Source organism: Emticicia sp. CRIBPO (genome assembly GCF_009905725.1).
GTDB lineage: Bacteria > Bacteroidota > Bacteroidia > Cytophagales > Spirosomataceae > Leadbetterella.
Genome location: NZ_JAAAKV010000007.1, coordinates 308,807 through 324,713 on the forward strand (window position 1 = coordinate 308,807; position 15,907 = coordinate 324,713).

Here is a 15,907-nt window from a genome sequence, read left to right on the forward strand (position 1 = left end):
GGTTACGAATAAGAAAAGGAGAGAAGGAAGATTGAAGAATGATAATTTGAATCTTGTGGAGGCCAATTCTTAAGGAATAATAAAAGGTCACATGCTTTCTGTCAGACACTTCCGCGAAAGGCCCTGAAGGCGGGTTTTAAGTTCAGCAAAAAATATTCTCAGTTGTCGACCAGCGTGTAGGTGATGGTGGTAGAATAGGTTGCCGCCGGCACCAGGACGGAAACCCCTGTGATCTGGTATTGTATCGGGATGCCGGACCTGGTGCTGTTCCCGAAGTTGTATCCATCAAAAAACTGAACATCAGATGTTGTTATTTGCTGATAGGTCAGGCCGTTATTGATAGCACTTGGCACTAATAGCAGGCTGGTACCCCCACCTGTACCGCTACCTGTCCTTTTTACGAAAAGCTGTAATCCGGCAGTATTCCAGTTTGGACCGGAATCTGTTCTTTTGACCCAAACCTGGTAGTTGTTTGCAAATGAAATGATAAAAAGAAGATCCTGCGGAGGCATAGAGACGGATATCAGCGTTTGGTTCGCAGCACTCTCCAGGGTACTGGAAGCGTAATTGTTTCCTGCCTCTGTGATGGCCGTTACCGAAGGAGTCCACGAACCTGAAGCTGATATGCTCTGGGCCCTTAATGCGTTACAAAACGTAAGTATTAAGGCTAAAATAATCCATTTCAATATCTCTGGTTTTAATTTCATCAGTTATCAGCTAGGGTATAAACGACCGAAAATGTATAAGCTCCGCTTTTCAGGAGGTTGTAAGTCTGGATATCGAGCGAATAAGTCAGATTAAAGCCATTCGTGTTTCCCGTTCCGGTGTATCCGCCGCCAATTCCATTGATAAGGATCTGGTCAGATGTGGTCAGAAATAAAGCAGAACCTGGCGTACCCCTGGTTCCGGCCCCGCTACCGGCCACCGAAGCAGCAGACACCCTCAGTCTGACCCCGGCGGGTGCCGTGCCTGATATCCGGGCGGTTATTTTCCTGGTCACGCCTGACGCCACTGCTGATGTTATGTTGATCCATTTCGAATTATTGGTGGAGCTGCTCCCCAGGATATTTCCGGCCTCCGATGGCGATGTGAAATTTAAAGAAACAGAACCTGAGGGTTCAATATCCAGTAAAGCCACAGAAGGCAAGGTCACACCTGCGGAAACAGAAGAAGACATCTGTCCGTAAGTAAGGCTCATCGCCGGGTATAAAAGAATAAACAGCAGGAATCTCATTTTTTGGAAATCAGTTGGAAACTTTTGTTTGAAAAATAAATCTTCCTTTCTTTCAGTTGAATCGTAAAAACAACCTCTTTAAGTGCCCCCGGCTCAACCACGACGCTCTGTACCGGATTTTCTATCTCATACTGACCGGCATTCCCCTGGACAGATACTTCGATCCGCCACTTTCCCGGCTGTATTTCCTTAAAGCTGAACAAGCCGTTGTCATTTGGCCTGGTCAGAAAACTCTCCTTTTCATTTGATATTTTAACCAGGATCACGGGTGGTTTTGTGTCTGTTTGCTGGTTAGCTGCCTTGAGGGTTATTTTCCCCTCAATACCTCCAGATACCACCAGGGGCACAGTTACTTCCCTGACGCTTCTCGCCTCCACATTTACCTCCAGGGGTGTTCGGGTTTCCGCAATTATTCCGTTACCCATCGTCGATTTATCCAGGGTCAGGTAATACTTATCCGGCGTCAGGTCATTGAAATAGAAGTTGCCGGAAGCATCTGTCAGGAATTTCTTATCCTGGAGATTAACAAGTATCCCTGATTTCGGCATCTGGTCACTTCCGGTGATTGTTCCTTTTACAGACCCCAGGTTCTTGTTTTTGGCAATCGGAACATTAAGTTTCAGGGTATATTTTACCACAAAAAACAGGCTGCTTTCATTTAACGCCGAATGGTAAGGCAGAAACATCCGGCCACCCAGGATGCTTATCCGGTTATGTCTGGTATTCCATTCGACCGATAAATCCATATAACTCCTCGTTTGTATCAACTCATCCGGAGCATAATTATTACGGTAAGAAAATGAGGCATTGAATACATTATTCACAATCGCCCGGCCGCTTCCTCCGTAGTAATAGTAATTCTGAAGACTGGTATTCTCAGAGAATTTGGCATTGCGTTGAAACTCACCGAAACCACCGAGCCAAAACCATCTGAAAATCCTGACCTGGGGTTGTAAAACCGACCGTATACTGGTGGAATACCTGATGTCGTCTCCTGCGGCCAGTAAATTCCTTGCAAGACCATAACGGTTTTCAAACCATACCTGTAACTTTTCTGTGCCGGCCATATAGACCAGTCTGCCATATTTTTCTTTAAAATAAAACTGTTTTATTTCCTGACGGTCCTCTTTTTCTTCCTGGTTATAACTCAGCATCAGCCGGTGTCCACGTGCGACGTTGTAGTTCAGCAATAAACTGTTATTGGTATAATAAGGCGAAGTATTCAGGATATAGGTATCAAACCTTGGATTAAGCCTGGTAATATTAGACTGCAGGCCGACATTTAATTTTTTAAACAATAAATAATAAAACGAGTTGACCGCCTGCCAGCTGTTGTGGTATGAACCGTAAAAGTTCTTACCTGCATACACCTGGTCACTGCTGACCTGGAATTTCTTTACCTGAAAATTAATCCTGTTAAAAAAACCGGCATCCAACTTTCCATGAGCCCGGGAAGCGGCCAGCTCGGTAATGAAAGACAAAACAGGGGTGCGGTATTGGGCGGTTACTCCGTACATTTGCGTATTGAACCACTCGTCTTTAAATCTGACTCTTTTTGAAAGTGCATCGAAAGAAAACATCAGGTTTTCTTTCGGGATATAGTAAAATCGCCCTCCGTAGGTATCTTTTTGGTAAGGATAAAACCGGGGCTGGTTATAAAAAACACTTATTCCGGTTTTCCCTATCTTCTGATCAAACCACAGCCCCCTTCCGAATCGCCCGAACTCCATCAGGTTATTAACCCTCAGCGGGTAGTCTCCCAGCGACACATTAGTCCTTTTTTTATAAGAATAGCTCAACGAATACAAATCGAAGCTCCCTACTGCGGGTAAATTGATCTGGTTTGGCCCATGAACCGTAAAATCCATAAAATGCCTTTGTTTAAAGTCCAGAAATCCTGATCCCCTGATGTCATATTGAAAAGATGACCTCGCTTTGTGATTGAGGTTAAAATGACTGTACCAGCCACCCCCTTCAAGCGAATACCTGAGATAGGGGTCGCTTTTTTTGTTTTTACTGGAATAAACAGGGATATTGATAAACCCTGAAACCATATCGGAAGAGTCGGTAAGAGAAACAAAAAGATCATTTGACATTTCCCAGAAATTACTCTGTGTTTCAGGGACTTTCTGACTTACCAGGACATGAATGCTTTTGTGCGGATAAAGTGTGAGGGAATCATTCTTTACCTCAATCTTGCCTCTGCTGGTGCTGAGTTTGATTTTTTCAATGTGGTTACCGAGGTTCTGAACGAGGTAGTTAAGTTTCAGGCTGTCTCCTTCCTGAACGTACTCATAAGATGTCAGTGGAACAACCTCTACCCTCCTTATTGTAACCACCTCTGTTTCTGTCTTTTCACGGATCTCTTTATCTCCCAACCTGACCACGATGATGACCTGATAAGATCCCGCCAGCACCGTAGAAGGGGTACTGACGGTATACATATATCTTGCTGTATGATTAGCCTGCTCTGTTTTACGCATGACGATGATCTGCCAGTCCCGGGGTAGTTCAAGTGATGTTTCTGCGGAAGTCTGGAAACCTGATCCGGCCCTGGTTTCGAAGAAAAAGGTAAAGTGTCCTCCCGGCTTGATCTTCTGAGGTAAAGACAGCACTTTTACTTTCATTGCCTCCTGGCAATGGCTATTCCCGGCAGAAAGGATAAAGAGTGTCAATATGAACCATATTATGTTTTTCAAAATAAAGGAAAGCCAGGTTTGCGGGAGAAAACATCCGGGGCTCAGCGATTTCAGGACTTACTCATTTATTTCCAGGTTAATATTGGCTCCGAAAAGATCTTTGCCGTTGTCTGCGATAAGCACGCCGTCATACTTCCCCTTGGGTAAATCCTTGATAACTAACTCAAAATCTGTACATTTTTCAGGGTAAACCTTTTTTACATTTGTTCCGACGGTCTTTACCTTATTTCCTTTTTCATCATAAATTTCAACAGTAAGCTTTGTCGGGGCAACGAAAATTCCGGTATTTTTAAGTTTGACATTCAGCAATTGAGAAAGGTTTTCCTGGAGTGTGATCTTCATTTGTTCAAACCCTATTTTTGAATTCTCCATGGTTCCGGCATTGGCTATGATCAGGACAGCATACCGGATTTTAGAGTCAATCTTGACGCCCTGATTCACCTCTTCTTTAAAAGGATCTGCGGCTTCGATCATCAGCATAGACCAGTAAGACCCCACGGCTTCTTTAGAAACAGCTATGGTATAGTCGATATCATAAACTTCATTGGGCTGCAGGACCTTCTCTTCGATGTTTGCTTTCATCCAGTCTCCAAGTGAACGTTCATGTTTCGCTGTTTTGCTGTAATCTGCCGGTTTATCACAGGAGATCAGCAGGTCTTCTTCATAGATCATGATTTTAGCTTCCTTGTTTCCATTATTCTGGACTTTAATTTTTCCGGAGATGCTTACCCCACCTGTTACAGTGTGCATATGGGTCAGGCCATTCAAAATAACAACGCCGGCAAAAGACGGAATATAGAAAACTATCAGCAGGGATACGAGTAGTGATTTCATAGGAAAGAAATTTAAGCCGGCAGAAAAGGCCGGGCGTAAAAGAAAACCAGAGGAGAGTCAGCACATGACCCTCCCTCTGTAATCAAAGGTCGTCTGTCAGGGTGTAAGTAACAACCACAGGTTTAGCACCATGTTTCAACGATTCATAATCTGATTTTAAGGCCAGTTCATAAGTCAGCTGATGTCCGCTGGTGTTTCCTGTGCCCGTCCAGCAGCTGCCAATCGAAGTAATTAAAGCGGTGGCAGTGGTCGTTAATGTCAGTGGACCTGCCGCCCCTCCCAAAGCTCCGCCACCACCCGCCGGGGCTGCAGCTGAAACCTTGATATCTACTCCGCCAACAAGTACATCTGCCGCAACTGTCACGGTACGTGTCGTGCCGATTGCCACAATGGATGAATAGTTTAACCAGGTCGTAGTGGTGGCAGTAGGGGCCGTAATCTTGCTACCGGCTTCATCCGGGGCCACAAAAGCCATAGTAAAGCTTTTGCTTCCTGTTGTTTCAAGATCAAGAAGAGCGACCTCAGGGATAGTAATGGTTACCGTATGATTATCGGTATTGGTGTCCTGTGCAAACGAAGTGGTTAAACCTAAACCAACCAGACAGGAGAAAGCGAGAGATAATTTTTGGACAACTCTTTTCATTGTTTTTAGCGTTTATTTATTAGAAAAACTTTGAAAACAACATTCGTATAATAAACAATGTTTTCGTATAAAAACGGACAAAAAGAATGCCAAAGCATTCCCGCAGAAAATATATTTAATGTTTGTACGGGGAAAGAAAAAGGGATGAAAGGAGAAAGGGGATTGAGCTATCAGGCTGACCTCATGCGGAACAGTGCCTAAACCCACTGAAAATGAACAACATAGGCTTAATAAGACCCTGTTTTAACAAAAATAGCAGACATGTTTTCCACATATCTGCTATCGCTGTTTTCTTATTTTAAGGCTTATCCTCAGAAAGTCATTTGTAAAATTTCCAGGAGGTTTTATAGTCTTTTGGCAATGATTGTTTGGTAATAATAGCCCGGAGCATCTCTACAGGCATCGAGTTTTCCTGCATAACGGCATCATGATATTGCTTATAAGTCATTTTACCACTGTCAACCAGCTCTTTCTTAAGGGCATAAAACTGCAGCCCGCCCATCATGTAGGCGAGTTGGTATAGTTGTCCGTATCCTCCGGCAAACGATCTTCTCACTTCACCCTCGGCATTGGCCCTCTCATGGCCCACCCGGTCTACCAGGAAATCGATGCATTGTTGAGGTGTCCATTTACCCAGGTGATAATTTAAAGAGAAGATGATCCTGGCACAGCGGTGTGACCTCCAGAAAAGCATCCCGATTTTGTCTTCAGGTGATTTGGGGAAATCAAGGTCCCACAGGATGAATTCCCAGTACAAGGCCCAGCCCTCTGTCCAGAACGGCGTCCGGAAGTTCCTGTAGGTTTTATAGCGATTGTTCATGAATCCCTGCAGGTGATGTCCGGCTATCAGCTCGTGGTGTACAGTGGCCTTTGAAAAGTGAGGGTTGTTGCCCCTCATGCTCATCATTTTATCCTCATGCTCCATGCCCAGGGTCGGATAGGAGATACTGAGTACTTCTCCGCCTGTAAAAAACGGGTTGACCAGCTGCCGCTTTGGCGTCATCATGATCATTCTCCAGGTTTCATCGGCTATGGGCGGAATGGTAATCAGGTCTTTCTTTTTCAGGAAAGCGATCGCTTCGTCATAAAGACCCATGATCATTTCCGGTTGTTTTCCGGCGGGCACATAGGTGTTTTTTACTTTCTCCATCGCTTTTTTCCAATCGTCACCAAAGCCCATTTCACGACTGGCCTTCAGCATCTCACGGTCACACCAGGCAAATTCCTTGTTGGCCAGGTCAATGAGTTCTTCAGGCGTATAAGGAATCATTTCATACTGCAGCTGGCGGATGAGCTCCTCTCTGCCTACGGGTTTGCCCTTTATTCCGCTGTCGTCTTTGGCGTTGGACTTTACCGCATCTCCTTTTTTCTGATAAAAAATCTCCAGGTTCTTTAACAGGCTGTCTGTTTTCTGATAGGGTAATGCCATCCACCAGGTATATTCAGGGTCATATTCATTATAAAAATCATGAACACTTTTGAGGGCTTTTCTCAATCCTGAAGTGGTTTGAATTGCCCTCGCTATCAGGTTCTGGTCAAGCTCCTGGTCTGCCACATTCTTTTTCGAGAGAATGATCTGTTTGTTCACTTCGTTAAGATCCAGGGCTGTCCGTGGGCCGTTCAACGCGGTTCCTCTTCTCCTGGTCTTTTCGATCGCATAAATCTGGTCTGAAAACCCAAACCAGGGTTTCAGCTGGTTCATTTCCTTCTCTTCCACCTCCAGTTCTCTCAGGCCTTCTTTCAGGTCTCGGTTAAACAGAATATAGTCTACCCTGCTGCCCTCATTCATCTTGTTGAAATTAAGAGCCTCCATCTTTTTCAGATAATCCGCGGTAACGCTCCTGAATCTCTCCCGGGCTTCCGGCGAATTATCAACAAAATAGAAACGCCTCAGGCTGCCCATGTCTGCCCTGTACTGGGTCATAAGGTCGTGCACATCACTGGACTGCAGGTACAGATTACTTTGGGCCTTTACTGCCGGCACGGAGCTCCAAAGCAGGCCGGTTACCCATAAAAGAGTTAAAATATATTTCATGTTCATGATTATTTATTGCGGTTAGGTGGTTTAACGCCCAGTAAGCTTTTCACAAAAAAGTCCCTCTTTTTACGGCGGCCATACAAGCCCCCGTCGCTATGCCCCATTCCGGGGATTGTCAGGAGTTCAAATTCTTTATTGGCCTTGATCAAAGCATCTGCCACACGGTAGGTAGACTCCGGTGGTACATTGGTGTCGGCTTCGCCCACGATCAGCAACAGGTCGCCTTTCAGTTTGTGAGCGTTGGTTACATTGGATTGTTCTTCATAATGTTTTCCGACAGGGTACCCCATCCACTGCTCATTCCACCATTGTTTGTCTACCCGGTTGTCATGACAGCCACAGGCAGAAACCGCCGCTTTATAAAAATCAGGATGGAAAAGGAGAGCCCCGAGAGAGTTCTGACCTCCGGCGGAGGTGCCGTACAAACCCACTCTGGCGGTATCTATCTGCGGATATTTATCAGCCAGCTGTTTGATCCACATGATCCTGTCAGGCAGACCGGCATCTGCCAGGTTTTTCCAGCAAACATCGTGAAACGCCTTGGAGCGGTTAAAGGTCCCCATGCCGTCCACCTGCACTACGATAAACCCAAGCTCAGCCATGCTTTGCATTTCTCCGTAACTGAAGAACGCCTTGGGCACAAACGAATCCTGCGGCCCTGCATAGATATTTTCGATGACAGGATATTTCTTTTTCGGATCAAATTTGCTCGGGCGGTAAACGATTCCCCAGAGGTCCGTTTTTCCATCCCTGGCTTTCGCAGTAAATATTTCCGGTAGTTTTAATCCCGTAGCCAGGTAATCTGAAATGTCCGCTTTTTCGAGTTCCATGACCAGCGAGCCGTCCGATGTTTTTCTCAGTTCCGTTACCGGTGGGGTATCCATCCTGGAGTAGGTATCGAGATAGTACACTCTGTCGGGCGTAAAAGTAAGTCTGTGGGTGGCGTTCGCGTGCGTCAGTTTGACCAGGTTTTTTCCATCAAACCCGATTCTGTAATAATGTATATGGTACGGATCTTCTGACGGATTCATACCGCTGGCCTGAAACCAGATCTCCCTGCTTTTGACATTAACGCTGTCGATGCCCCTGACTACCCAGTCTCCTTTCGTAATCGGATTAGCTTTCCCCGACAACTCATCTACCAGGTACATGTGCCTCCAGCCGTCTTTCTCCGATACCCAGATAATCTCTTTTTTATCCGGGATGTAGTAAGTATATATTTTTTGCTCATAAATGAACGTGTCGGTCTTCTCATCGATGATGTCTCCGGTTTTACCGGTTTCGGCATCCGCCTCAATGACCCTGAAACGCTGATGCCCCCGGTCCACTTTCTCGAAAGTAAAATGCCGGTTGTCATCTCTCCATCTGATCACCGGATTTTCGAAAAAGTCAATAATCTCTGTATTGACCTTTGAAATGCTCTTGTCTGCGGTTTTGATGATAAACATCTCATAGGTCGGATTTTCATCCCCTGGCTGGGAATAAGGCCTTATCCTCGCTTCCCCGCGGGTGGTGTTAGGTAAAGACGTCAGGAAAAATCCAACGGTTTTATCCTGCTGCGGCGATATCTTATACACCACAATAAAACGGTTGTCCGGAGACCAGCTGAGCTCTCCGTAATATTTCTGGAGGTTTCCGTCAAAAGTGACCTGGACAGGCTTGTTTCCTTTGGCATCGCTGATGTAAACATTCCCGCTGCGGATGTATGCTTTTTGTTTTTTATCTGTGGAGAAACTGTCCGTTCTGACCTGCATCCAGCGGGGCCTCTGTCTGGTCCATCCTACTTCTTTGGGTGCAGAAACTCCCGGTTTGTCTATCTTTTCTGCTTCATAGGTTTCGGCATTGATGCTGTACCAGTTTTCACCGGATTTAACAACCAGGGCCTTCCCTCCGTAAAACTCATCTATTTTGAGTTTTGAGGCATTCATGGCCTTTCCGGTAATTTTACCCAGCGATGCCGCCATTTTTTCGTGATCAAAAGCCTTGTTCTTTTTTTGGGTGCCGATGTCCACAAGCAGGTATTCCGCTACGCTGTCTTTCAGGATATTCCTGTACCAGAACGACTGTCCGTCCGGCTGCCAGTGAGGCAGCACAGTGGCTTTGTACACTTTGTTTTTAGCCACCGAATCCAGCCTTTCCATATTTTTGTAGGCGTCTGAGATCTCTTTTTCCGTGGGCCGGTATGCAGTAACAGGTTTCTTTTGGGCAAATCCGGCAGTGCCCAGTCCAAGTAATAAAACACACAAGTACTTTTTCATCATGATGATCAGGTTTGAATAAATAATTTTAATGGAGTTGCGGCAGGATATGACAGGGATAAGTAAAATTAGTGTATTGGTCTTTTCAGAAATTCCTGTTATTTGACACATGGTTGCCAGATATTATCATCAAACCCATTGGTAATGATACTGACGGTTGTACTCTCTCGGCGACTGCCCCAGGATTTTCTTAAAAACCCTGTTAAAGTTGGTCACATTATCAAATCCGGTTTCATAGGCAATGTCAGAAATGCTGTTGTATTTCCCGGAAACGATGATCTTACACGCCTCATTGACCCGGACCTCGTTAAGAAAATTCACGAATGTCTTACCGGTATGTTTTTTGAAGTAGCGGCAAAATGCCTGGGGAGTCAGGCTGGCAATATCTGAAATCTCTGATAATGAAATCTGTCTCTTGTATTGATTGACGACATACTGAAAAACCTGGTCCATCCGGATGCCTTCCACCTCAGACATCAACTGTTCATTTCCTCCGGACGAAAGTGGTTTCCAATCCTTCAAAGTAGAAAAATAATGAAGGATTTCGATAAAAGTGGCAACCCGCAGACTTTCTTTGGCGGCCATTATTTTTTTCAGCAACACCACAGACTCTTCATAGTGTTCTTCTTTTAATTGTAATCCATTGGTAATATAATCCATGAATTTACGGACCTGGCTCAGTTCAGGCAGGCTCAGAATCCGGCCAAAGTGATGGTCCGGGTTAAAAAAGAAAGACACAGAGTGTACCTCATGAGTATGGCCAGGTTCAAAATAAACACTGTCGCTTTTAAACACATGTGCCTGGTTCGGGCCGATGAGGTAGATCTCCCCCGACTGGAATCTCTGCATATAATTGCCGGTCACCAGCATTCCTTCGCCTTTGAGGATCCACATGATCTGGACCTCAGCATGACGATGCAGGTGATTGTAAAAATGGGGGGCAACGTCCTCCTGTACTACAATACTGCTTTTATCAGAAACCGGTATGGTAAACTGAACTACTTTCATTCTTTAAGCCAGCTTTTTAGCATGGTTTTTTCCAGCTCAGCCGGATTGCTTTTACGCTTTATTTCAAAAGATTTTGAGGTTTTCTGCGACAACAGCATCGGGATAATCACCGTCTTGCCGTTCTGAACCACCCCAATTTTCACCAAATCTCCCGGTTTTAACTTCTGACCCAATTCTTCCAATGTTTTCAGGTCGGCTTTCTCTCCGTTGATACTGAGCAGCACCTGCTGCCGTCTGACCCCTTCCTGCCAGGCCGGAGACTCCCAGTCGACATTGGTAATCAGCAAGCTGTCGTTCTGCACTTTGGCCTTGATGCCCAGCCAGGCTTCTTTCTCTGTTTTCTCTTCTGTATCTATTTCAAGGCCTGCATACGCAAAATACTTTTTATAGTCCGGCTCCTGAACAGTGTACACATAATTAAAAAATTCTTCCAGGCTCACCCCGGCGGCGGCTTCACAGACTGCTCTGAATTCCGCTTCGGTATATCCCCTGTTCTTTTTCTTATAAAAATCAAAATAGAGCGTTCTCATAACATCGTCCAGCGACTTCTTATTCCGGGTCTCGTGGCGGATCTTAAAATCAAGCATCAGGGCCAGCACCGGGCCTTTTTCATAATATGAAACCGTCTTGTTTACCTCGTCATTCTTACGGCCGAACGGTCCGTCAGACCAGGTGTCGTAACTGGCCTGCGTCACCGACTGAAACAACCTCCCCGGCGAAGTCTCGTAGCTTCGGATACCATTCTGGAATGTCTTCAGGATATCATCGCCTGACACCAGGCCGGCCCATCTCAGGATCATGTCGTCGTAATAGGACGTGACCCCTTCCGCCACCCACAACATGCGGGTTCTGCTGCCATTGTCATAGTCAAACGGCCCCAGCTCTACAGGCCTGATCCGCTTGGCGTTGTAGTGATGGAAATATTCATGGCCCAGGAAAGAAAGGACTCCTTTTCTGCCTTGCGGAGTATTCAATGCCGGTCCTCCGCTGAACGACACCGCTGTAGAGTTCAAATGCTCAATCCCTCCGGCTCCCGGCCCCGTACCAATAAAAGTATAATCAGAAAAAGGAATCTCTCCGATCACATCGACGGCCGCCTCCACCACTTTTTTAAGGTCTCCGATAAAAGCCTCTCTTTCAAATGTTCCGAGCTTATATCCTATAAAATAATGCGGTACATTTCTGACCGTAAAGGAAGGCAGTTCGTCAAGGGCTCCTACCAGCAAGGGGCTGTCATAAAGCACATCAAAATCCGTGGCAGTATAGGTAAACGGCTTCCCTTTAACAGGTTCCAGGCCGGTAGCCACCCTGTTCCAGCCTTTATACGGTTCTATGGCTATGGTGACAGGCTGTTTTATTTTTCCGGCGATATGCAAAAACATACCCGTAGGAGCAATAAAACCCCGTTCTTCGTCAAGATAATTAGTAGCCACAAAAGACCTTTTGGCTTCCACATCATACGTAATCACTAATGATGACAGTGCCCCGTTAGATACCCTCCAGGTATTATGATTGGCTTTTTCCCATTTGATATCCCCGCCTTGTGAATCAGTAACCTTAAAATGATGGATAAAGTCGGCATACTTCAGGATCTGGTAGTATCCGGGCATCCAGGCAGGGATTTTAAAGTCGGTTGTTTTTTCAGACAGCCCGTCACATTTCAAGACCACCTGGTAAGTTTTAGAAGCCGGATTGGCCATTGAAACCACATATGACATTTTCAGCCCGGAACCTGAAGGTTGTGCCTTAACTGATATGGTCACCAGAAACATAAAAATGACCAGGTTTCGAAGAAGGGGGGTATTCATCTATTCAAAGTTTAAATCTTTTCAATCAGCATCTTATATCAGAATACTTTTAATATTGAATCGCAGTAATCTGAAAATGAATCATTTGAGTTTCACCGTAATACCACCAAAAATACCATTATTATGAATGAATGTCCACACGGATATTATTCAATACTTTACAAATATTAACATTCACGATGCTGTCTGGTTAATATACGGGTTATTTTTGGTAAAAACACCAGCCTTCTATTCGTCCCTCCATTAAAAAATGCTGCCCGGAAAACAAAAAAAGACAGCCGAAATCCGACTGTCTTTTAAACTTAACCCTAAACTTTCTGCTAAAATTATTTTTTCTTTTCAACTACCACAACCTTCTTGGCTACCAGCGATCCTTCTTTAAGTCTCTTCGATACTTCGATGAATGGTCCTGAAATAATCTCATCTCCAGCTTTTAAACCTTCAATAATTTCTATTGTCCCTGCTGAAGTGTCGGTAATACCGGTTTTCACTTCTCTCATTTTTGCCTTCCCGTTATCATTAACAAAAACGATCTCTTTTGGTTTATCTTTTTTACCGGCCGGGGCTTCTTTTACTGCACCCAGCTCCATGTCGTCTCCGTCATTATTCTCTTTTGGTTTTTCTCCTTCGCCTTCAGGAAGCCTGGTCGTTACCGCCGCAATCGGAACAGTAAGGGCCTGGTTTTTCTTCTCCGTAACGATCTCCACCGTAGCCGTCATACCCGGCTTGAAAGGATATTTCTTTCCCTGGGCACCATTTACCAGGTCGCTGTAGGAGGAAGGTAGAATCTTTATCCTTACTTCAAACTCAGTAACCGCTTCTGTTGAGTTGCTGCTCGCAGAAGTCAGGGAAGAACTGGTAGAACCGATGGCCGTATTAGCTACCTGGGTCACCACGCCTTTGAATTTCTTGCCGCTCAGACTGTACGCATCCACGTCCACGATAACCGTGTCATACATGCTTACCCTGACGATATCATTCTCGTTGACATTCACCCTTACTTCCATGTTGTTCAGGTTTGCAATTCTCATGATCTCGGTACCGGCCATTTGCGAAGTACCTACCACACGTTCTCCCAGCTCAACGGAAAGTTTAGACACGATTCCGTTCATAGGAGCATAAATATTGGTTTTTCTAAGGTTTTCCGAAGCATCTTTCAAGCTGGCTTCAGCACTTCTGATACCAAATTTTGAAGCTTCGTAGCTCGATTTCGCGGCTTCCAGGTCCTGCTTAGCGATCTTCAGGTTGGTTTCAGCGGTTTCAAAATCAGATTTTGAAGTAACCTTATCTTCATATAATTTTTTCTGACGGGCAAACTCCATCTGCGAACGAAGCATCTGGGATTCAGCTCTTGCAATAGCTGATTTAGATTGCTCGGCTCCTGCCTGTGCCTGGTTAACACCCGCTTTGAATCTCTCCACTACCGAAACATAGTTTTCAGGCTGTATTTTCAGGAGCAACTGCCCTTTTTTAACAGAATCGCCTTCCTTTACATAAAGGGCGATGATCTCACCCGGAACGTCCGGAGAAATTTTAACCTCCACTTCCGGTTGTATTTTACCGGAGGCAGAAACGGTTTCTGTCAGGTTGGATTTTGATACTTTTGTAAATTCTACTTCCGTCGGTTTTTCTTTGCCAATCCAGCCGGCCTTTTTAGCGACAACAACAAGGATTGCAATGGCCACTAGTGCACCGAGCAAAATCCACCATATTCTGTTTGATCTCTTTTTCATTATTTAAGGAATTTTAAAACTCTATAGGTTTATTTTGGTAAAAATCAAGAATCTTGGTTCTGAATATATAGTCATATTTAGACACGATCAGGTTGGATTTGGCTCTGTCAAGATTGGTCTTGGCCAGGTTGTAATCTACATAATTGCTTGCTCCTGCATTGTATCTTGAGTCGGCGGCTTTAAACGAAAGCTCCAGGGCCTGCACCTGCACCAGGGTGGCACTGTATCTTTTGCGTGCGTTCAGCATATCGATATAAGCCTGGTCGATGTTCTGTCTGATGGTAAGTTTAACCCCTTCATCCTGAAGTTCGGCCTGAACTTTCTGAACTTTGGCCAGCTGGGTCTGGAATTTCTGATTGTACCCGTTAAAAATCGGTATCCTTACCGATACCCCCATGTTCAGGTTCTGGTTATTATTAATCTGGTTAAAATAAGCAATATTTTTCTGATCATAGCTTTGCGAAGGGAAATTGACCACAAAAGGAATGGTCTGGCCTTCAAATTCCGCAGAAACCGAAATCGGATTATAGACGGTTCCTTTATCAATCAGTTCTTTGGCCACCGTAGAGTAGGCAGATCCCCAGCTCGCACTGGCCGTTACGGTCGGAAGACCTACTGATTTGGCAATTTCTATGTTTTTATCAGCGGCTTTGATCCTGAAATCATTGGCTCTTACCTGTGGAAGAAAACCTATCGCTGTATTGTATATTTCATTTGATCTCTGAGGATAAACCTGCATTCCGGGATCCGGCACATCCATTCTCGAAACCCTCACCACTTTTTCAATGGGAGCATTCATCGCTTGTTTCAGGGATAAAATGGCTGATTCATGGTTGTTCTCAGCGTTGATCAGCTGAAGCTCGTCGTTGGCTTGCTGGGCAGTAAGATCAAACAGGTTGGTTTCAGGCAATGATCCGGCATCCACCAGCTTTTGTGTTCTTTCCAGCTGGAATTTGGTGACTTCCAATTGTTTTTTGGCTACTTCGATGAGGTCTTCTGTCGACAACACGTTCAGATAAGCCAGTGAAACCTGAAGTGAAATATCATTTTTAGAGGCTTCAACATCCAGTTTGGTGGCTTCCAGGCTCAGTGAATTTCTGACCACTGTATTTTTCATCCTGAAACCATCGAACACCGTGACGTTAGCCCCTATCCCCACATTGTTGGTTCCGATGGCCTGGGTAACGATGCTGTTGGAAAAAGGATCGACGTTACGGCCGGCATTACCGTTGGCATTAAACTGCCCGTTAACAGTCGGGTACTTGGCCCATCTTGATTGTTGCAACTGAACATGGCCTGATTCCACCTGGGTTTCAGCCTGGCGGAGCGACACGTTGTTTTTTAAAGCATATTGAATACAGTCAAGCAATGAATAAGGGGCGTTTCCGTCGTCAGCTCCGGAAACCCTGGTCTGGGAATACCCGGAAAACCCCATACCTAACATGATCATCAAAAAATAGTAACGAGCTTTTATCATAATCGTTTAGAGTAAATTGAGATTGCAATTTTACGACACGATATATAATAGTAGCTATCAAATTTATATAAGCGGCAGTTTTATAGGGGGGATTGGGTAAAACGCAAGTACTACCAAAAAACTTCATAAATTAAAAGTATGAAAATGAACACGGAGGAATTAAACCACCAGGCCT

At 45.0% G+C, this 15,907-nt stretch carries 11 protein-coding genes; all 11 read right to left on the bottom strand.

The genetic code is table 11. The features are described 5' to 3' along the window. Positions 1 to 158 precede the first annotated feature (158 nt). On the bottom strand, positions 159 to 707 hold the full coding sequence (locus tag GVN16_RS16215; protein WP_166564963.1) for a hypothetical protein: 549 nt from the start codon (positions 705 to 707) through the stop codon (positions 159 to 161). After that, a complete protein-coding gene (locus GVN16_RS16220) occupies positions 707 to 1,234 on the bottom strand; it encodes a hypothetical protein (protein ID WP_166564964.1) in 528 nt (175 codons plus the stop codon). The genes GVN16_RS16215 and GVN16_RS16220 overlap by 1 nt, the downstream gene beginning before the upstream one ends. Further along, the gene (locus GVN16_RS16225) at positions 1,231 to 3,909 is read right to left on the bottom strand and encodes a carboxypeptidase-like regulatory domain-containing protein (protein ID WP_166564965.1); all 2,679 of its coding nucleotides are present in this window, start codon (positions 3,907 to 3,909) and stop codon (positions 1,231 to 1,233) included. Before GVN16_RS16225 ends, GVN16_RS16220 begins: the two co-directional genes overlap by 4 nt. Positions 3,910 to 3,990: 81 nt before the next feature. Continuing rightward, positions 3,991 to 4,767, bottom strand: coding sequence for a hypothetical protein (locus tag GVN16_RS16230; protein ID WP_166564966.1), 777 nt, complete (start codon positions 4,765 to 4,767; stop codon positions 3,991 to 3,993). 82 nt (positions 4,768 to 4,849) lie between these two features. Further along, entirely contained in the window at positions 4,850 to 5,410 is a 561-nt protein-coding gene (locus GVN16_RS16235) for a hypothetical protein (protein WP_229244201.1), read from the bottom strand. 319 nt (positions 5,411 to 5,729) lie between these two features. Next, positions 5,730 to 7,451, bottom strand: a complete 1,722-nt coding sequence (locus GVN16_RS16240; RefSeq protein ID WP_409013175.1) for a DUF885 family protein — start codon at positions 7,449 to 7,451, stop codon at positions 5,730 to 5,732. A 2-nt stretch (positions 7,452 to 7,453) separates the two neighbouring features. Continuing rightward, positions 7,454 to 9,709, bottom strand: coding sequence for a S9 family peptidase (locus GVN16_RS16245; RefSeq protein WP_166564968.1), 2,256 nt, complete (start codon positions 9,707 to 9,709; stop codon positions 7,454 to 7,456). Positions 9,710 to 9,835: 126 nt separating this feature from the next. After that, positions 9,836 to 10,714 (bottom strand): AraC family transcriptional regulator, encoded by an 879-nt coding sequence (locus GVN16_RS16250; protein WP_166564969.1) that lies wholly within the window; start codon positions 10,712 to 10,714, stop codon positions 9,836 to 9,838. Then, positions 10,711 to 12,522 carry a M61 family metallopeptidase gene (locus GVN16_RS16255; RefSeq protein ID WP_166564970.1) on the bottom strand — a complete coding sequence of 604 codons (1,812 nt, stop codon included), beginning with the start codon at positions 12,520 to 12,522 and terminating at the stop codon, positions 10,711 to 10,713. The genes GVN16_RS16250 and GVN16_RS16255 overlap by 4 nt, the downstream gene beginning before the upstream one ends. Positions 12,523 to 12,848: 326 nt before the next feature. Next, on the bottom strand, positions 12,849 to 14,255 hold the full coding sequence (locus tag GVN16_RS16260; protein ID WP_166564971.1) for an efflux RND transporter periplasmic adaptor subunit: 1,407 nt from the start codon (positions 14,253 to 14,255) through the stop codon (positions 12,849 to 12,851). Positions 14,256 to 14,268: 13 nt separating this feature from the next. Then, the gene (locus GVN16_RS16265) at positions 14,269 to 15,732 is read right to left on the bottom strand and encodes a TolC family protein (RefSeq protein ID WP_166564972.1); all 1,464 of its coding nucleotides are present in this window, start codon (positions 15,730 to 15,732) and stop codon (positions 14,269 to 14,271) included. Positions 15,733 to 15,907 lie beyond the last annotated feature (175 nt).